Origin of the sequence: Janthinobacterium amylolyticum (assembly GCF_051380655.1) — a bacterium.
In the GTDB taxonomy this organism is placed as follows: domain Bacteria; phylum Pseudomonadota; class Gammaproteobacteria; order Burkholderiales; family Burkholderiaceae_D; genus Janthinobacterium.
Map to the genome: position 1 here is coordinate 128,921 of NZ_JBNYXL010000008.1, position 19,055 is coordinate 147,975.

Here is a 19,055-nt window from a genome sequence, read left to right on the forward strand (position 1 = left end):
CCAATCAGGGCTGCAGGGCGGCGCCACAGGCGGCGCAAAATTTGTCTTCCGGGTGGCCGGCGCGTTGCGCATGGCCGTTCTTGCAGCGCAGCGGCGCGGACCCGCCACCAGGCTGCGGCTGCAGCGCCTGCGCCACGGCCACACCGAGCTGGGCCTGCGCCGACAGGCCATGCGCGTGCGCCGCGTTCTGCAGGTTGATCAGGTCGAGCTGCTGGCGCCGGTCGCGATCAAACTGGCCTTCCAGGTAGCCGCGTTCCTGCGCCACGCTGTCCTGCGCCATGCGCATGGCCTCCAGCGGCGCGATGCTGTTCTCGGCCGCCGCCAGGGCCGCCAGCGCGTGTATCTGCTCGGCGCTCATGCCCGCCTGCAGCTGCACCTTGAGCACTTGCGCCAGCGCGGCCGCGTTCGGCCCGGCCGCCATGGCCAGCTTGCCCGTGTCGCTGAGGGAGCCGATCTTCTCGGCGCGGTCGATGTCGATGCGCGCCAGTTCGGCCGCATGCGCCTGCTGCGCCAGCAGCGATTCATACTCGCCCTTCCAGCGCGCATAGTCGCTCTCGCGCTGCTGCGCCATGGCCAGCAAGTCGCGCTGCCATTGCGCTTCCTGTTCCAGCTGGCGCAGCTGCTGGCGCTGTTCCTCGATGGTCAGCGCATCGAGCTGCGCCAGCTGCGATTGCTGCTGCAGCTGGCGTGCATGCACGCCGTCCGCCTCGATGGTGCGCAGCAGCTTTTCCTGCTGCGCGATGGCGTCCTCGCGCGCCCCGCCGCGCCGCAGCGCCGCCAGCTTTTCGGCGATTTCCGCCGCCTGCACCTGCGCCGCTTCATCCTTGTGCGCCTCGGCGCGCAGCAGTTCGCGCTGGCGCGCCAGCTGCATCTGCTCTTCCCATTCCTGCACCCGCTCCGCTTCGCGCTTGCGCGCCGCGTTGGCCAGCATCAGGCCCTGCCAGGCGGCCTTGTGCTGTTCCGCTTCCAGCTGTGCTTCGCGCTGCGCCGCCTCCGTCTCGGCCTGGCGCAAGCGCGCCAGCTGGGCGCGGCGGCCCGCTTCGTCATCGATCAGCAGCGCGCTCTCTATTTGCTGCGCGATCGACTGCAAATGCACCTGGTGCGTAAAGCGCTGCTGCGCAAGCTGGATCTGTTCGCGACCGTTCAGCTGCGACAGTTCCAGCTCGCTGCGCATCTTGATGGCGGCCAGCGCGCGCACATGTTCCCAGTTGGCCGCCTCGTCGGCGCGCTGCGCGCCCTTCTGCGCCAGTTCCTGCTCCAGTTCGCCAAGCGCCAGCGCCGCGCCATGGTCGAGCGCCTGGCGCCGCGACTTCGCTTCCAGGATACGCCCATACAGGTCGATCTGGCGCCCGCGCAGGGCCTGCAGGCGTTCCGCTTCCTGGTGGCCCAGTTCGGCCTTTTCCAGGGTCGCATCCTGCCGCAGTTCCGCGCGGCGGTACGCATGGCGCGCGGCCATTTCCTCGCGCCGGATGCGCTGCCACTCGTCCTCGTCATACAGCTGGTCGAGCTGTTTCATGCGCTCCAGGCTGTGTTGCTCCAGTTCCTGCGCCGGCAAGCCGCCCAGCCACAGCGTGCCGATGCAAGCGTCGCCCGCATCGCCGCCGGCCCGCTTGTCGTGCCGCAGGCTGATGGTCTCCACGCGCGCCACGGCCAGGCCGCTGGGCGCCAGGCGCTGCGTCAACGCCGATTGCAGGCGTTCGTTCAATTCGGGCCGCAAGTCGGCATTCGCATCCATGTCGCGCAGCGCGCGGCTGCCGATGAATTCCAGCGCGATCTGGCGCACGGACGGCAGCAGCAAGGCGTGCAGGTGGGCGCGCGTGACGGCGCCCGGCGCGCGCATGAACTGGCGCGCGAAGGCGTCGGGCTGGCCCAGCGCAATGTCGATGCGCAGGGAGGCGGCAACACCCAGCAGTTCCGTGCTGGCCAGGTCGGGCAGGTCGAATTCCAGGGACAAGGCATCGGCGCGGGCGATCAGCACTTCGGCCGGACGCGCCGGCAGCAGCGCCGGCAGGCGGGCGAAGAAGGCCGTGCTGTCGTACTCGCCGGCGGGTATCAAGGTGAAAGCGTCCGACTGGACGATCCAGGCCCGCGACTCGGCGGGCACCTGCAGCCGGCGCGCGGCGCCGCCAAACAGCGAGGACAGTTCGCGCACGCCGAAGAACAGGGCCAGCTGTTCCTCGGACAGGCGCCATTGATTGGCATGCAGCACGGCGTCGCTGCCGGGCGCGCCCAGCGACAGGCCGCATTGCGCGCAATAGCCGGCGGCGGCGCCGTTCCTGTGCTCGCAACGGGGACAGCGGGCGCCGCCAAAACCAAACAATTGGAACATGTGAGACTCCTGATGATATTTTTATCCGCGCGACGGGGCCGCCATGCCGATTCTAGCAGGACAGCTGGCCCTGCACTTGCCGCGCGCGGCAGTGTGCAGCGTCAAATAATGCCACGCGGCAATTGCATTCATATGGCCGGATACAGGGTGATTTAGGCCTCAATTCAAGCGGTCGGCTTGCCGACCCCATGCGTAGGCATTTCAGCGCCGCTTTTTTACCGGCCATCCCGCCAAAACCGCGTCCGGTCGCAAGGCCATGGCGATGCGCCGCGGGCATGGCTACAGTGCATGCATACCCACCCGCCCCCCCCCGAAAGGAAAACATCATGAACACGCCAAAAAAAGCCCTGAAAAACATGGAAGCCATCTTCACCGTCGCCGTCGCCATCGCCTGCGCCGCCAGCTATGCCAGCTTCATGCAGCCATCGGCAGCCAGAACGGCCGAGGTGGCGCAGGCTGGTGCCATCCCCGTGGTGGTGGTCAGCGCCAAGCGCCTGACGGCGCAGGAAAAACACCTCTCGCTGCTCGAGGAACGCCAGGCCATGCTGGGCAATGCCACCGCCAGCACCCTGTGAGCCATGCATGCTGACCCCACGCCGCCTGGCGCAGGATGGACGCACGCCGCGCCAGGCCGCCATGTCAGCGCATTTGTATCGGCCACGGATACACGGACACACAGTATTGTGTCAATTGTAATAAGTTGAATCAAAGGCGAAAACGCCGCCGGCAAGTCGCTATAGTCCATTTCACGCAATCACCGAAATGGAGCACAACATGAAACCCATCACACTCTACGCAGCAGCCATGCTTGCCATCAGCACCGCGGCTTTCCTGCCCGCGCAAGCGATGGCGCAAAGCCAGGTCGGCGTCAGCATTGTCATCGGCAACGCCCCGCCTCCGCCCCGGTTTGAAAGCGTGCCCGCGCCCCGCCGCGGCTATGTCTGGGCACCGGGCTACTGGAACTGGGACGGCCAGCGCCACGTCTGGACGGGCGGCGAATGGCTGCGCGAACGCAACGGCAACCAGTACCGCCGCGCCGCCTGGGTGCAGGAAAACAACCGCTGGCGCCTGGACCGGGGCGGCTGGATCGCGGCGCAGGTGCAGCCCGTGCGCTATGACGAGATCCGCATCGCCCCGCCGCCACCGCGCCGCGAAGCCATCCCGCGCGCCCGCCATGGCTACGTCTGGGCCCCCGGCCACTGGGAATGGCGCAGCCAGCGCTACGCCTGGACCCCGGGCGTGTGGATCGCAGAACGCCCCGGCTATGTGTATGCGCCACCGGCCTGGAACCAGCGCGATGGCCGCTGGCAGATGGAGCAAGGCCGCTGGTCGCGCGGCCCGAACGGCGACCGTGACCGCGACGGCATCCCGAACCGCTATGACCGCGACAATGGCAACCGCCACGACCGCGACCATGACGGCGTGCCGAACCGCGACGACCGCCGCCCAGATAATCCGCGCCGCAGTTAAAACGCGGCCGTAGTCAGCACAAGGCCACCCATCGCGGTGGCCTTGTCATTATCCCGACACATCCATGTATTAGAATCGCGCGACGATCAATGACACTGCGCGAGAAAGATTCACGATGGCGATGGACAATGCCGGCTTTACCTATGGCTCGGACACCTCGGGCCTCGTCTGGGGTTTCCTGTTTGGCCGCGCAGCACAGCCGCTGGCGCTGGACTCGACCGCCGCGCTGGCCTGGCTGGCCCCGGGCGCGGCGCACCCGGCGCACGAATTCGTCTGGCTGCATTTCAACCTGTCGCACGCGGCCAGCGAAAAATGGCTGATGGCGCACACGCAGCTGGCCGGCGAATTCTATGAAACCCTGCACCAGGGTTCGCGCTCGACGCGCATCGAACAGGCGGAAAACACCCTGATCGCCGTGGTCAACGATGTGGTGCACAATTTCTCGTTCGAGGCGTCCGACATTTCCACCATGTGGGCCAGCGTGGCGCAAAACCTCGTCATCACGGCGCGCCGCGCGCCGCTGCAGTCGATCGAGCGCCTGCGCCAGGCCGTCATCAAGAACCATGAGCCGATCCGCTCGTCGGTGGAACTGCTGATCCACCTGCTGCGCGACCAGGCCGACGTGCTGGTCAACATCGTGCGCGACGCCGTGGCCAGGGTCGACGATATCGAGGATCACTTGCTGGCCGGGCGGCTGGTACCGAAACGCGAAGACCTGGGCGCCATGCGGCGCGTGCTGGTGCGGCTGCAGCGCCTGCTGGCACCGGAACCGGCGGCCCTGTTCCGCCTGCTGCAACGCCCGCCTTCGTGGATATCGGAGCTCGACAGCCTGGAATTGCGCCAGTCGACGGAGGAGTTTTCCGTCGTGCTCAGCGACATGTCATCCTTGCAGGAACGCATCAAGCTGCTGCAGGAGGAAATTGCCGCCCGCGTCAACGAGGAAAACAGCCGCAGCCTGTTCGTGCTGACCATCGTCACCGTGCTGGCCTTGCCGATCAATATCATCGCCGGCATGCTGGGCATGAATGTGGGAGGGATTCCGCTGGCCCAGCATCCGCAGGGATTCTGGATCATCGTCGCCATCATCGTCACGTTTACGGTCGTGGCCGGATGGCTGGTGGTGCGCGTGCAACGCAATAGCGGATGATTGCTAGGCACGGCCTGGCGGGCGAACGGCGGGCGCCGTCCGCCATGGTGCTTGCCGCGCTTAGCGGTGGTATTCGCCGGCCCGTTCAGGCTGATAGACGATTTCCTCGATCTTGACCTTGACCACGCCGCCGGGCATGGGCCAGGCGATGCTGTCGCCAACGGACAGCCCCAGCAGTGCGCTGCCGACGGGCGCCAGCACGGAAATACGGTCGGACTGGCCTTCCACATCCTTCGGATACACAAGCGTCATGCAGAATTCTTCCTTGTTCTCCACCGTGAAGCGCACGGTGGAATTCATCGTCACGACGGTGGGCGGAATTTCTTGCGGCTCCAGCACCTCGGCGCGGCCCAGCTCATCGAGCAAGGCGGCCTTGTCCGGCGACAGGTTATTTCCCAAGGCATACAACAACGCTTCCAGTCGTTCCAGGTCTTGTGACGACAAAATAATTTTTGGTTTTTTTTCCAAGATATCCTCACTGATTATCATTAGGGCGGCGTCTGGTTTTGCTGGCGGCATCTTGCGTGGCCGCGCGAGACAAAACAAACAGCATCAGAACGTCCATCATCAGCGGATTATGGACGAACTCGCGCAGCAAGGCCATAGCGTTCGCGCATTCCCCCTTAAAATTTATTAAAATCAATGACTTGCAATGTAATATTTACACGCGCAATAAAAACCGCAGGCCGCGCCCCATTTAGCAGGCCGCTGCAAATTATTCCGCATGGCATTGTATTGACAACCGGCATGTCTTTGGCCAGAAAAAACCGCCGAGCAAAAAAAGGATTAAAATCAATCCTGGATTATTATTAGAAAGACACGCCCACACCACGTGCCGTGCATTTGTCAGACTGTGCTGCAACAGTTACTACTTGCAGTAAATACACCGTGGCGCGGGCATGAATTTCCAGGCGCCCTGTACTTTCACGCTACAAAATGACAATATGTCGGCCTTAACAACACGTTGAGAGTTCCGGCTCACTTCGGTTTTCATCAGACTGGAACGTATAGCATGGCAGGGCGAGGCGGATATACACGGGGCGGCAGCGGGCGGGGCCGGCAGGGAACGGGGTCATGATGGCGCCACTGACGCTGCCGTCGGCGCAGTTGCGCGGCGACCGGATAGCCAGGCTGAACTTGATGGCGGCGGCGGCCATGCTGGCCGGTGCCGGCCTGCTGCTGGTGCTGTTCCAGTGGTTTTCCCTGCAGGCCTCGTTGCAGCGCAGCCTGCAGATCCAGGCCGACATGCTGGCCCCCGCCGCCACCGTGGCCTTGCGCCAGAACAATCCCATTGCAGCAGAGCAAGTTCTCGTCCCCCTCGTGGCGGCGCCGCATGTGCAGCAGGCACTGCTCTACAATCCCTATGGCGCACCGTTCGCCCGCTTTGCGCGCAGCGGCGCCGACGCGGCACCGGCCGCGCCGCGCACGGGTACGCAGGTCAGCTTCCTCGCGGGCAACGCCACCATCCTCAAGCCCTTGCCGGGCGGCGGCGCCCTGCTCCTGCGCACCAGCCTGGCTGCACAGTACCGCAGCCTGGCGCAGTTTGCCGCCTTCACCCTGCTGGTGATCCTGTGCGCGTTCGGCCTGACGGTGCTGATGGTGCGCCGCACGCGCATCGCCGCCCAGCACGCGGAAAACCATTTGCACTACCTGGCCCACGTCGACCCTGTCACGCAGCTGCCAAACCGGCATGAATTCAACGATGCGCTGGCCTACGCGCTGGCGCGCGCCGACCGCCAGGACAGCAGCGTGGGCCTGCTGCTGCTGGACCTGGACAACTTCAAGGTCGTCAACGACACCCTGGGCCACCATTGCGGCGACCAGCTGCTCAAGCTCGTTTCCGAGCGTCTGGTGGCCATCCTGCGCACCACCGACATCATCTGCCGCATCGGCGGCGACGAATTCGTCGTCATCGTCGAACCGGCCGACGACAGCTCGGAGATGGCCAGCGTGGCGCGCAAGATCCTCGCCGTGCTGGCCGAACCGTTCGCCCTCGAAGGCCACCAGCTGTATGTCAGCGCCAGCATCGGCGTGAGCCTGTATCCGTTCGACGCGCAGGACGTGGCGACCCTGACGCGCAATGCCGATACGGCCATGTACCACGCCAAGCACCAGGGCAAGAACCGCTACGCCGTCTTCCAGCCGGAAATGGAACTGCGCGCCCAGCGCCGCCTGCGCATGGAAGCGAACCTGCGCCGCGCGCTGCAAAACGAGGAACTGTATCTGCACTACCAGCCGCAGATCGACTTGCGCAGCGGCCGCATCGTCGGCGTGGAAGCGCTGATACGCTGGAACTGCCGCGAGATGGGCCAGCTGAGCCCCGCCGAATTCATCCCCGTGGCCGAGGAAAGCGGGATCATCGTCGACCTCGGGCGCTGGGTGCTGCAAAGCGCGTGCCGCCAGGCGGCCGTCTGGTGCAAGGCGGGCCTGCTCGATTCGCTGGAACACGTGGCCGTCAACCTGTCGGCCTGCCAGGCGCGCGACCCGGGACTGATGGATGATATCCGCGCCATCCTGCACGAGACCCAGCTGCCGCATGGCTTGCTGGAGCTGGAAATCACGGAAGGCGTGCTGATGGACAATGTGCACGCCAACGTGGAACTGATGCGGCGCCTGCAGGAAACGGGCATCCACCTGTCGGTCGACGATTTCGGCACCGGCTATTCCTCGATGTCCTACCTGAAGCGCCTGCCCATCGACCAGCTCAAAATCGACCGCAGCTTCGTGCACGACCTGCCCGGCGAGGGCGAAGCCATCGTCACGGCCATCATCGCCATGGCGCACAGCCTGCATTTGAAAGTGGTGGCAGAAGGCGTGGAAACCTTGCAGCAGGTAGAATTCTTGCGCAAGGCGGGTTGCGACAATGCGCAGGGCTTTTTCTTCGCGCGCCCGATGACGGCGGCGCAGCTGACGGCATTGCTGCTCGAGCGGCGCGACTGGAGCACCCGCACGAGCATGCCGGCTTGATGGCGCCAACGATGGCGTCGGATTACGCGCGGCGTTGCCGCGTTAATCCGACCTACCGCAGATGATGCTCGGAATATTGAATGTTGTCGGATAAGGGCCGTTGGCCTGATCCGAGCTACCGCATGCCCGCGCCATCGGCGTAGGTCGGGTTAGCGCAGAGCGCGTAAGCCGACACCACCAGCGCCTCAAAGCATGGGCATAGGTCGGGTTAGCGCATGGCGCGTAACCCGACACTAGCACCACATCAAGCCAGCTTGGCCGAATGCTCGCGCGTGGCGTGGAATGTCAGCTTCGGCCAGCGCTCTTCCGTCAGGCGCAGGTTCACGCCGGACGTCGCCAGGTAGGCCATGTTGCCGGCCGCATCGTAGGCCACGTTGTGGCCCAGCGCGTTTTCGAAGTCGTTCAGGATGCGCTTGTCGTCGCAGCTGACCCAGCGCGCGCTGCTGATGCTGGTGCCTTCGAACACGGCGTCGACGCCATATTCGTTGAGCAGACGGCTGGCCACCACTTCGAACTGCAGCACGCCGACGGCGCCGAGGATCAGTTCACCGCCCTGCACCGGCTTGAAGACCTGTACCGCGCCCTCTTCGCCCAGCTGCTGCAAGCCCTTGTGCAGCTGCTTGATCTTCAGCGGGTTGCGGATGCGCACCGAGCGGAAGAAGTCCGGCGCGAAGTACGGGATGCCCGTAAACGTCAGCATCTCGCCTTCGGAAAAACTGTCGCCGATCTGCATGTTGCCATGGTTCGGCAAGCCGATGATGTCGCCGGCGTACGCTTCTTCCACCTGTTCGCGCGAGGAAGCCATGAAGGTCACCACGTTCGATACCTTGATCTCGCGACCCAGGCGCAAATGCTTGACCTTCATGCCGCGCTCGAAACGTCCCGAGCACACGCGCAAGAAGGCGATGCGGTCGCGGTGCGCCGGGTCCATGTTCGCCTGGATCTTGAAGACGAAGCCGGTGAACGGCTGCTCGGTCGGATCGACGGAACGCACTGTGGCATCGCGCTCGCGCGGCGCCGGCGCCCAGTCGACCAGCGCGGACAGGATCTCGCGCACGCCGAAGTTGTTGATGGCCGAGCCGAAGAACACGGGAGTCTGCACGCCGGAGAGGAATTCTTCCAGGTTGAACGGATGCGAGGCACCGTGCACCAGCTCCACTTCCATGCGCAATTGATCCATCTCCAGCGGGAACATCTCCTGCAGGCGCGGATTGTCGATGCCCTTGATGATCTCGAAGGCGCCGTCGGCCTTTTCCTCGCCGGCCTTGAACAGCATGATCTCGTCGTTCAGCAGGTGGTACACGCCGCGGAAGTTCTTGCCCATGCCGATAGGCCAGGTGACGGGCGCGCACTGGATCTTCAGCACCGATTCGAGTTCGTCGAGCAGTTCCAGCGGATCGCGCGTCTCGCGGTCCATCTTGTTCATGAAGGTGACGATCGGCGTATTGCGCATGCGGCACACGGCCAGCAGCTTGATCGTCTGCGCTTCCACGCCCTTGGCCGCATCGATCACCATCAGCGCCGAGTCGACGGCCGTCAGCACGCGGTAGGTATCTTCCGAGAAGTCCTGGTGCCCCGGGGTGTCGAGCAGGTTGACGACGTGGTCGCGGAATTCGAACTGCATCACCGAGGAAGCGACGGAAATGCCGCGCTGCTTCTCGATCTCCATCCAGTCCGACGTCGCATGGCGGCCCGATTTACGCGCCTTGACGGTACCGGCCATCTGGATCGCGCCCGAGAACAGCAGCAGTTTTTCCGTCAGCGTGGTTTTACCTGCATCCGGGTGGGAAATGATGCCGAAGGTGCGGCGGCGCTTGACTTCGCGCGCGATCACGGCCGGCGCCTTGCTGCCCGTGGCGGCGGTGGCGGTATCGGCGGCATTGTCCGCATTGTCGCTGGAATCGGGGGTGTGGATGTCGTTCTCGTTGGCCATATTGGTGACCATAATATGGCCCTCGCAAAAAACCCTCGATTTTACAGAAGGATCGGCCTTCCGTGTGAACTGCTTCACTCTGGCGAACGGCAAAACCGGCTTGCCGCTGCGCACTTCATCAAGGGGTCACAATCCGCTGGCAACATTGCACTGCAGAAATGTTGCCACTCTTCCCTGGAAATCCGATGAAAATGCTCCTCACCCCCGCCATCCGCCTCATGCAGCGCTTGCGCCTGCTCCCCAAATTCATGCTCGTCTGCCTCGTGTTCCTGCTGCCCCTGGCGCTGGCAACCACCTTGCTGATCTCGGAGCTGGGCAAGTCGCTGGCGCAGGCGCAGGATGCGCAGCAGGGCATTGCCTATGTGCGCCAGTTGCAGGAAGGCACGCGCCTGCTGCAGCAGCGGCGCGGCCTGGAGCACCTGCGCCTGAGCGGCAAGGCGGGCATGGACAATACCGCCCTGAACCCGCGCATCACGGCCGTGCTGGCGGCCCTGGCGCGCCTGCCGGCCGGCGCCGGGCTGGCGCAGGCCGCTGAGCTGAACAAGCAGTGGCAAGCCCTGCTGGGACGCCAGGGCGGCATCGCGGCGCGCGACAGCTATGCGGCGCACACGGCGCTGCTGCGCCAGGCGGCCAGACTGGGCCAGCTGGTGGCCGACCGTTCGCACCTGAGCCTTGACCCGGACGCGGGCGCCAACCACCTGAGCGCCGTATTGACGGCCACCCTGCCCGACCTGGCCGAAGGCCTGGCCGACATCGCCGGGCGCGGCGCCGCCTACATCGACACGGGCCTGTTCGAGGCCAACGAGGACCAGCTCGTCAACGCCAACGCCCTGATCGCGCGCCACGAACTGGAACGCCTGCCGGCCCGCTTCGACGAAATCCTCGCCGCCAAGCCGGCCTTGCAAGCGAGCCTGCAGCCATCCCTGAAAGCCGTGCCAGCCGCGCTGGCCTTCCTGGAACGCACGAAAAACGAAGTGACGAATTCCTACGACCAGACCTCGGGCGCGCAATTCCACGCGGCCGGCATGCAGGCGATCGACGCCCTGCAGGCGCTGTCCGGCGCATCGGCCAGCGCCCTGGACGGCTTGCTGCTTGAGCGCATCGCCCGCGACCAGGCGCGCCGCGCGCTGATCCTGGCCGCCATGCTGCTGGTGCTGCTGGCCGCCGCCTACCTGTGCGCCGGCTTCTATGCCGCCTTCGCGCGCGACGTCACGCAACTGCGCGTGGCCGTGGGCGCGGCGGCGGCGGGCGACCTGTCGCAGCGCATCAGCTCGCAGGCGCATGACGAAATCGGCGACCTGGTACGCGACTTTGGCGCCATGACGCATGGTCTGGCCCGGCTGGTGCAGGAAATCCGTGGCGGCGCGGCCGTCATCGCCGCCGCCGGCGCCGATATCGCGCAGGGCAACCTGGCCCTGTCCGGCCACACGGCCACGCAGTCGGAAGCGCTGGGGGCGACGGTGGACTCGATGCGCGAGCTGACGGCCACCGTGGGCCGCAACGAGGCCGACGTAGGACAGGGCCGTAGCCTGGTGGCGTCGGCGGCCGAGGTAGCCTTGCGCGGCGGCGCAACCGTCAGCGCCGTCGTCGAGACCATGGCCTCGATCAAGGCCAGCTCGCACAAGATCGTCGACATCATCGGCGTCATCAACGGCATCGCCTTCCAGACGAATATCCTGGCCCTGAATGCGGCCGTGGAAGCGGCGCGCGCGGGCGAACAGGGGCGCGGCTTCGCCGTCGTGGCCGCCGAGGTGCGCAGCCTGGCGCAGCGCTCCAGCGAGGCGGCACAGCAGATCAAGCGCCTGATCGGCGATTCGGTGGCCACGGTGGACGCGGGAGGCGAGCTGGTCAACGCGGCCGGCAGCACCATGCGGCAAGTGGTCGACGCGGTGCAGCAGGTGGCCGTGGTGATCGGGCGCATCAGCAGCGCGGGCGCCGAACAGAACGGCGAGATCGCGCAAATCAACGTGGCGCTGGCGCGCATTGACGACATGACGCGCCAGAACGCGGGCCTGGTCGACGAGGCGCGCGCCGGTTCGCAGCGTCTGCATCAGGAAGGCGAGGCGCTGACGCAGGCCGTCAGCCGCTTCCGCCTGGGCGAAAACGACGAGGCCGGCACGCGCCAGGCGGCGGCGCCAGCCATGCGCGACGGCTTGCCCAGCGTGCGTCCGGCAGGCTTGTGGAGCGCGAATAAACCGCGCGTCATATCACAAAATCGCGCGATACGGCGCAAGGCTAGTTAGTCAAAAGTGTGCACGTAGGACAAGGACTACAATTTCGCCTCAAAATAGACTACAAAGTGGCGACTGCTAATCTTATGTTCGCCACTAACATAAGCTTTTAAAGTAACTACATCGCGATCTGCACCGCGCGGTCGAAAAAAAACGCTGTTACCAGATGTGGGCGGCATGATTTATTTGACCAGCAACGCGGCAGTCGCACTCCGATGTAAAAAAAAAGCCTGTGAGGAATAATATGAACCATACTCAACTTAGCACCCCGGTCCAGAAGAACCAGTTGCTGCCACGCGCCATGCCGGCGGCGGGCCGGGAGATCAAGCTTGCGTCGCGGGTTAGCCTCAGCAGTGCACAACAGAACGAGCTGCTGGCTGCGCTGCCACGCGCCGCGCTCGAATCGCTGTTCGAAGACCTGGAACTGGTGGAGTTGCCGTTTGGCAAAGAACTGTATGCCTACGGTAACAACCTGGAATACAGCTACTTCCCCACCACTGCCATCATTTCCCTGCTGTATGTTATGGAAGATGGCGCCACCACGGAAATCGCCGTTGTCGGCCATGAAGGCGTGGCTGGTGCCTCGCTGCTGGCAGGCGAACGCGCCATGTGCACGGCCGTCGTGCAAAGCGCCGGCTACGGCTACCGCTTGAAAACGCAAAGCCTGCGCGACGCCTTTAACCAGGGCGGCGCCCTGCCCCAGTTGCTGATGCGCTACACCAACGCCCTGTTCGCGCAAATGGCGCAGAACGCCGTCGGTGGCCGCCACAGCTCGATCGAACAAAAACTGTGCCGCTGGCTGCTCGACCGCCTGGACCGGTCGCCATCGAATGAATTGAAAGTGACGCAGGAGCTGATTTCCATCATGCTGGGCGTGCGCCGCGAAAGCATCACGGCCGCCGCCGGCAAGCTGCAGGACGAAGGCTTGATCCACTATCGCCGTGGCAATATCACGGTGCTGGACCGGGCCGGCCTGGAATGCTATGCGGGCGAATGTTATAAAGTGGCAAAGACGGAATATGACCGTTTGCTGCGCGACGTGTCGCGCTGCTAAGCGCATGCACTGCTGCCGGCAAGCGGGCGGCAGGCAAAAAAATGGCCGGGCTGCATGCCCGGCCATTTTTTTATCTCAAGAAAAATTACGCTTCAGCATCCGCATCGATGTCTTCCAGCTCCGGCGTCAGCGGCAAGGGAATGATGGCTTCCACGCACGTGCCCTTGCCGTCCGGCCCCGAGCGCACAGTTAGCGTCCCACCCAACAGCAGGGCCCGCTCGCGCATGCCCAGCAAGCCATGCGACATGGGTTTTTGCAGCGCATCTTCCGTGATGCCGATACCGTCGTCGATGACGCGCAGCACCAGGCCGTGCTCATTGCGCTTCAAGGTCACGCTGACCATGCCGGCGCGCGCATATTTCAAAATATTCGTCAGCGATTCCTGCACGATACGGAACAGGGCAATCGTCAGCGTCGCTTCGCGGTTGTCGATATTGATGGCCACGTCCGTATCGCAGCGCACCGAACTCATGCGCGTAAAATCCTCGCAATAGCTCTCGATGGCGGCGCACAGTCCCAGGTTGTCCAGCAGGCTGGGGCGCAAGTCCTCGACGATGCGGCGCTTCAGTTCCACCGTTTCCAGCAAGGTCGCCTTGGCGCGCCGCAATTGCGCGGCCAGTTCCGGCTGTGTGTGCGCCAGTTGCTGCGTGACGGCGCCCAGGTCCATGCTGATCGACGTCAGATTGGCGCCCAGCTCATCATGCAGCTCGCGCGCCAGGCGCGCCTTCTCCACTTCATTGACGCTGATCAAATGCCGCGACAGCACCGACAATTGCTCGGTACGCCGGGTCACCGTCGATTCCAGGGTGTCATTGGCATTTTGCAAGGCATACTCGACGGCCGCGCGGTTCTGGAAGCTGCGCCGCACCAGCTGGTAGAACATGATCAGCACGAGGATGGCCAGCGCATTGATGCCGATGCCGAGCAGCACGGCCTTCTGGTACTCATGGTAAAAGGCGGCGCTGCCGGTGCTCAGCGCTTCATTCTGTTCGCGCGTCATGATCACCACCTGCAGGCGAATCTCGTCCATGGTGGCGCGGTCATCCGTCACGCGCGAGATATTGACGATCTCGGCCAGCCCGCCCTGCCTGTAGACGTCGATCGATTGTTGCAGCATCGACATCTTACGGCGGATCAAGGTTTTCAGCTGGGCCAGGTTCTTCAGCTGCGTGGGGCTGCCTGCCAGCAAGGTCTGCAGCTCGTTGAATTCGTGTTCGATTTCGGCGGACGCCGTCTTCGACGGCCCCATATAGGTTTCGGAGCCGGAAATGAAGTAGCCGCGCAAGCTGCTTTCCGCATCGAGCACGAGCACGTTCAGATACTGCAGGCGGTCGGCCACGCGGGCACTCTGGCTGAGCAAGGCATTGGTGCCCTTCAGCGACTGCAGATTATGGAAGAGGCTGAAGCCATTGAGTACAAGCAGCAAGGCGCACGTCACGCACAGGATCGTCTTGTACAGGGGCAGGCGGTGATTCGGGGCCGGGTCAGCGGTGAAATACATCCTGATGTGCATCCTTAGCAAGGTTCGGCGCGGCAGAGAGGGCCAGCGCCGGCCAATTATAGTCCTCGCCACAAACTGCTGCACTGCACAACATCAAGTCGTGCCTGGCCAGCTTAGCTGAGCGATCATGGTTCCATGATCGCACCGCAGCGCTAGTCAAGCAAATTGTTTTTCATTGCGTAATAGGTCAAGTCGCTGTTGGATTGCAAGCCCATTTTTTCCATGATGCGCGTACGGTAGGTACTCACGGTCTTGATGCTCAGCGACAAGGCCACGCCGATGTCGGACACGGTGGCGCCGCGCGCCAGGCGCAGGAAGACCTGGAACTCGCGGTCCGACAATTCCGTATGCAGCGCCGCATTCGTGTCGCGGTCGAACGACTGCGCCAGCAGTTCGCCCACGGTGGAGCTGACATAGCGGCGGCCCTGGAACACGGTGCGCACGGCCGTCATCAGCTCGTCCGCCTCGCATTCCTTGTTCAGATAGCCGTTTGCGCCCATCTTGAACAGGTTCAGCGCGTACTGCTGCGCCGGATAGCCGCTGAGGATCAGCACGGGCAATTCCGGCTGGCCCTGGCGGATGGTGCGCAAGGTATCGATGCCGCTTTGATCGGGCATGGCGATGTCGAGCAGCAGCACGTCACATATTTCGCGGCGGGCGATATCGAGCGCCTCGCGCCCCGTACCGGCTTCCGCCACCACACTGAAATCGCTTGACGACGAAAAAATCTGTTTGAATCCAGCTCGTACTATTTGGTGATCATCACAAATGGCAACGCGTATCATTGTTTCCCCTTAAATTTTCCTGGCCTGGGAAAGACTACCGGAACCTGAACGCTGCTCCGGTTCAGCGTTACTAACAAAAACGCAACATTAACATTATATTCAAAATATGGCGCGCGCACGGCACGCGTAGTGCGCCAGAGCGGCAGCCATGTCAGTATAGTCTGTCCATATCGGGACAACCCGACCTATATTGGTGCAAATCTTATTTTAGCAAGTTTAAAATCGCTATTAATTCATTACGTATCCATGCGCGGTCCAGCGGCGCTTCCTGCGGCAGCGTGGGCATGGCTGGCAGCAGCGGCAACTCGTCGATCACGGCATGCGCCGCGCCACGGCTGTCGAGCTTGTTGCGCGCACCGCTGATGGTAAAACCCTGCTCATACAGCAGTTCGCGGATGCGCCGTATCAGCAGCACTTCATGGTGCTGGTAATAGCGGCGGTTGCCGCGCCGCTTCACGGGCTTGAGCTGGGAAAATTCCTGTTCCCAGTAGCGCAGCACATGGGGCTTGACGCCGCACAGCTCGCTCACCTCGCCGATCGTGAAGTAGCGCTTGGCCGGAATGGGCGGCAAGGCGATCAATTCAGTTTTACTGATGCGCTCGTTCATCGCCACTCACTCAGGCAGCACGGGCCAGCGGACTGGTCTCTTCGACCATGCTCTTCAGCTTCTGGCTGGCATGAAAGGTCACGACACGGCGTGCCGTGATGGGAATTTCTTCGCCTGTTTTCGGGTTGCGGCCCGGTCGTTGCGGCTTGTCGCGCAACTGGAAATTGCCGAAGCCCGACAACTTGACGGCTTCGCCCCGCTCGAGCGCATTGCGGATTTCGTCAAAGAACGTCTCGACCATATCCTTCGCTTCGCGCTTGTTCAGGCCCACTTGCTCGAACAGCAGTTCGGCCAGCTCCGCCTTGGTCAAGGTGGGTAAATCTTTTTCCGCTTCCTGGCGCACTTTGGCAACCAGCATGGCCCGATGCAGATCGGCGGCCAGTGCGGATTGCAGTACGGCGGAATCAACGTCGCTATTATTAATTTTCCTGCCCTGCCTTTTATGTGCGCCCGGGCCCGCCAAATGGCAAGCTCGTCTACGGTTGACGACGGAAAGGCCGTCGCGCTGGGCGACGGCCAATCCGGTAATTACGAACGCAGTTTCGCGTCGTGGCCCTGCTTGGCGGCATCGATCAGGACAGCCATCAGGCCATCGACGACATCGTCTTGCAGGGTGTTTTGAGTATCTTGCAAGCTAATCCGGAAAGCAAGGCTTTTTTCATCCGCTTCCAGACCTTTTCCACGATATTCATCAAATAAAACAATGGCTTGCACGATACGCGCTGCCGGGCTGGCCTCGGCTGCCGCGTGGAAGCTGTCGAGCAGATCCTGCACGGCCACCGATTGCTTGACGACCACGGCCAGGTCGCGGCTGGCGCCAGGGAATTTCGAGATTTCCTGGTACGCGGGCACGATGCGCTGCGTCAGGGCGGCGGCGTCGACTTCGAACAGCACGGGGGCCAGCGGCAAGTCGTATTTTTGCATCCAGCGCGGGTGCAATTCGCCGATGAAACCGATGACCTTGCCATCGAGCTCCACGTTGGCCGAACGGCCCGGATGCAGGGCCGGATGCTCGGCCTTGGTGAAACGCAGGACCAGCGGCGCGAACAGCGCTTCCAGGTCCGCCTTGACGTCGAAGAAGTCGACCGTGCGCGATGGCTGGCCCCACTGCTCGTCCGCCACGGCGCCGTAGGCCATGGCAGCGACGCGCTTTGGCTGCGCGTAGCCGGCCACCGACAAGGGGCCGTTTTCCACGCTGTCGTCGCGCTGGAAGATGGCGCCCACTTCGAAGATGCGTACGCGGTTCGTCTTGCGGTTCAGGTTGTAGCGCACGTTGGCGATCAGGCTGCCGATCAGCGAGGAGCGCATCACGCTCATCTGGCTGGCGATCGGATTCTGCAATTTGATCGGCTTGCTGTTGCCCGAGAAATCGCGTTCCCATGCCGTATCGACAAAGCTCATGTTAACCACTTCCTGGAAGCCCAGGTCGGCCAGTACATGACGCACCGCAAACAGCGAGCGGGTATTTTCCGGCGCGATCTGCATCACGTTCGCGGCCACGGGCGGCAAGGTCGGGATGTTTTCAAAGCCGTACACGCGCGCCACTTCCTCGATCAGGTCTTCCTCGATCTCGATGTCGAAACGGTAGCTGGGCGAGGTCACGGAAAACACGCCGTCAAGCAGCGTGAACGGCAGCGCCAGGCGCGTGAAGATGTCGGCGATCAGCTCGTCATTGAGCGGCACGCCGATGACTTTTTGCGCGCGCGCCGTGCGCATCGACACAGGCTGGCGCTGCGGCAGGTTCACCACGTGGTCGTCGACGGGGCCGACGGTGGTCGCCGGCGTGCCGCAGATTTCCACGATCAATGCCGTGATGCGCTCGATATGCTCGACGGTGGTGGCGAAATCGACGCCGCGTTCAAAACGGTGCGCCGCATCGGTGGAGAAATTCAAGCGGCGCGCGCGGCCTTGAATGGCGTTCGGCCACCAGAATGCCGCTTCCAGGTAGATGCTGTCCGTATCGTCCGATACCGAGCTGGCGTCGCCGCCCATGATGCCGGCCAGCGATTCGATTTCCTGCTCGTCGGCAATGACGCCGATCCACTCGTCGACGGCGACGGTGTTGCCATTCAACAGCTTGACGGATTCGCCAGCCTTGCCCCAACGCACGTCGAGGCTGCCATGGATCTTGGCCAGGTCAAACACGTGGCTGGGACGGCCCAGTTCCAGCATGACATAGTTGGAAATGTCGACCAGGGCCGACAGCGGACGCTGGCCGCTGCGCTCGAGGCGCTGCTTCATCCAGTCCGGCGTGGCCGCCCTGGCGTTCAGGCCGCGGATGACGCGGCCCGTGAAACGGCCGCACAGGTCGGGCGCGCTCACTTTGACGGGCAGGATTTCATCGCTGGTCACCGGCACGGTGCCAAATTGCGGCGCATTCAGGGGCACGCCCGTCAAGGCCGACACTTCGCGCGCCACGCCCAGCACGGACAGGCAGTCCGCCTTGTTCGGCGTCAGCTTGATGGTGAATTTCAAGTCGTTGAGGGCAAAGTAGTCGCGGAAATTCTGGCCGATCGGCGCGTCGTCCGGCAATTCCATCAGGCCGGCGTTTTCTTCCGACAATTTCAGTTCGCGCGCGGAGCACAGCATGCCTTGCGACTCGACGCCGCGCAGCTGGCCTACCTTGATTTCAAACGGCTTGCCATCGGCGCCAGGCGGCAGCACGGCGCCAGCCATGGCGCACACGACTTTCAAGCCGGGGCGCACGTTGGGCGCGCCGCAAACGATGTTGAGCATGGTGCCGGTGCCGACATCGACCTGGCACACGTTCAGGCGGTCCGCGTTCGGATGTTTCTCCATCTCCAGGACCAGGCCCACCACCACGTTCGAGAACGGGGGCGCGACAGGATCGACGTCCTCGACTTCGAGACCGGACATGGTCAGCAGATGGGCCAGTTCGTCCGAAGTCATCTTCGGATCGACCATGGTACGGAGCCAGTTTTCGGAAAATTGCATAATCAAGCCTTCAAAGGGTCAAAGCTCACAGCGCGAGCGCACAGGCGCTCAAGCGCCATGAATCAAACAGAACAAT

Annotated in this window: 14 protein-coding genes; 6 read left to right on the forward strand and 8 right to left on the reverse strand. The window is 63.4% G+C overall.

Annotation, left to right across the window (positions count from 1 at the left end; all coding sequences use genetic code 11):
• Positions 1-4: 4 nt before the first annotated feature.
• On the reverse strand, positions 5-2,329 hold the full coding sequence (locus ACQ4WR_RS18075; protein WP_436488959.1) for a coiled-coil domain-containing protein: 2,325 nt from the start codon (positions 2,327-2,329) through the stop codon (positions 5-7).
• A gap of 326 nt (positions 2,330-2,655) precedes the next feature.
• Between ACQ4WR_RS18075 and ACQ4WR_RS18080 the strand changes: the two genes are divergently transcribed.
• The 3 genes from ACQ4WR_RS18080 to ACQ4WR_RS18090 all read left to right on the forward strand — a co-directional run bounded on the left by ACQ4WR_RS18080 (position 2,656) and on the right by ACQ4WR_RS18090 (position 4,946).
• On the forward strand, positions 2,656-2,904 hold the full coding sequence (locus tag ACQ4WR_RS18080) for a hypothetical protein (protein ID WP_102298455.1): 249 nt from the start codon (positions 2,656-2,658) through the stop codon (positions 2,902-2,904).
• 199 nt (positions 2,905-3,103) lie between these two features.
• Positions 3,104-3,799, forward strand: a complete 696-nt coding sequence (locus ACQ4WR_RS18085) for a YXWGXW repeat-containing protein (RefSeq protein WP_102298462.1) — start codon at positions 3,104-3,106, stop codon at positions 3,797-3,799.
• Between the two features lie 121 nt (positions 3,800-3,920).
• Complete coding sequence (locus ACQ4WR_RS18090; RefSeq protein WP_102298456.1) at positions 3,921-4,946, forward strand: transporter; 1,026 nt, start codon at positions 3,921-3,923, stop codon at positions 4,944-4,946.
• Between the two features lie 60 nt (positions 4,947-5,006).
• Here ACQ4WR_RS18090 and rnk read toward each other — a convergent pair whose 3' ends face one another.
• The gene (gene rnk, locus ACQ4WR_RS18095; RefSeq protein ID WP_436488962.1) at positions 5,007-5,414 is read right to left on the reverse strand and encodes a nucleoside diphosphate kinase regulator; all 408 of its coding nucleotides are present in this window, start codon (positions 5,412-5,414) and stop codon (positions 5,007-5,009) included.
• A gap of 606 nt (positions 5,415-6,020) precedes the next feature.
• Here rnk and ACQ4WR_RS18100 point away from each other — a divergent pair.
• Positions 6,021-7,913: a putative bifunctional diguanylate cyclase/phosphodiesterase gene (locus tag ACQ4WR_RS18100; RefSeq protein ID WP_436488964.1), complete on the forward strand. Its 1,893-nt coding sequence runs from the start codon at positions 6,021-6,023 to the stop codon at positions 7,911-7,913.
• A gap of 244 nt (positions 7,914-8,157) precedes the next feature.
• On the opposite strand, the gene ACQ4WR_RS18105 is transcribed toward ACQ4WR_RS18100, so the two are convergent.
• The gene (locus ACQ4WR_RS18105; protein ID WP_102298464.1) at positions 8,158-9,846 is read right to left on the reverse strand and encodes a peptide chain release factor 3; all 1,689 of its coding nucleotides are present in this window, start codon (positions 9,844-9,846) and stop codon (positions 8,158-8,160) included.
• A 185-nt stretch (positions 9,847-10,031) separates the two neighbouring features.
• Here ACQ4WR_RS18105 and ACQ4WR_RS18110 point away from each other — a divergent pair, with 185 nt between their 5' ends.
• Both ACQ4WR_RS18110 and ACQ4WR_RS18115 read left to right on the forward strand, forming a co-directional pair.
• Positions 10,032-12,089 carry a methyl-accepting chemotaxis protein gene (locus ACQ4WR_RS18110; protein ID WP_436488966.1) on the forward strand — a complete coding sequence of 686 codons (2,058 nt, stop codon included), beginning with the start codon at positions 10,032-10,034 and terminating at the stop codon, positions 12,087-12,089.
• Between the two features lie 232 nt (positions 12,090-12,321).
• Positions 12,322-13,131: a Crp/Fnr family transcriptional regulator gene (locus ACQ4WR_RS18115; protein WP_436488967.1), complete on the forward strand. Its 810-nt coding sequence runs from the start codon at positions 12,322-12,324 to the stop codon at positions 13,129-13,131.
• A gap of 85 nt (positions 13,132-13,216) precedes the next feature.
• On the opposite strand, the gene ACQ4WR_RS18120 is transcribed toward ACQ4WR_RS18115, so the two are convergent.
• From ACQ4WR_RS18120 to pheT, 5 genes are all read right to left on the reverse strand, one after another.
• Complete coding sequence (locus tag ACQ4WR_RS18120; RefSeq protein ID WP_436488969.1) at positions 13,217-14,632, reverse strand: sensor histidine kinase; 1,416 nt, start codon at positions 14,630-14,632, stop codon at positions 13,217-13,219.
• A 152-nt stretch (positions 14,633-14,784) separates the two neighbouring features.
• The gene (locus ACQ4WR_RS18125; protein ID WP_034783185.1) at positions 14,785-15,417 is read right to left on the reverse strand and encodes a response regulator; all 633 of its coding nucleotides are present in this window, start codon (positions 15,415-15,417) and stop codon (positions 14,785-14,787) included.
• A gap of 202 nt (positions 15,418-15,619) precedes the next feature.
• A complete protein-coding gene (locus ACQ4WR_RS18130) occupies positions 15,620-16,024 on the reverse strand; it encodes a MerR family transcriptional regulator (protein WP_102294328.1) in 405 nt (134 codons plus the stop codon).
• Positions 16,025-16,034: 10 nt separating this feature from the next.
• Complete coding sequence (locus ACQ4WR_RS18135) at positions 16,035-16,382, reverse strand: integration host factor subunit alpha (protein ID WP_010399205.1); 348 nt, start codon at positions 16,380-16,382, stop codon at positions 16,035-16,037.
• Positions 16,383-16,552: 170 nt separating this feature from the next.
• Positions 16,553-18,979: a phenylalanine--tRNA ligase subunit beta gene (gene pheT, locus ACQ4WR_RS18140; RefSeq protein WP_436488971.1), complete on the reverse strand. Its 2,427-nt coding sequence runs from the start codon at positions 18,977-18,979 to the stop codon at positions 16,553-16,555.
• Positions 18,980-19,055 lie beyond the last annotated feature (76 nt).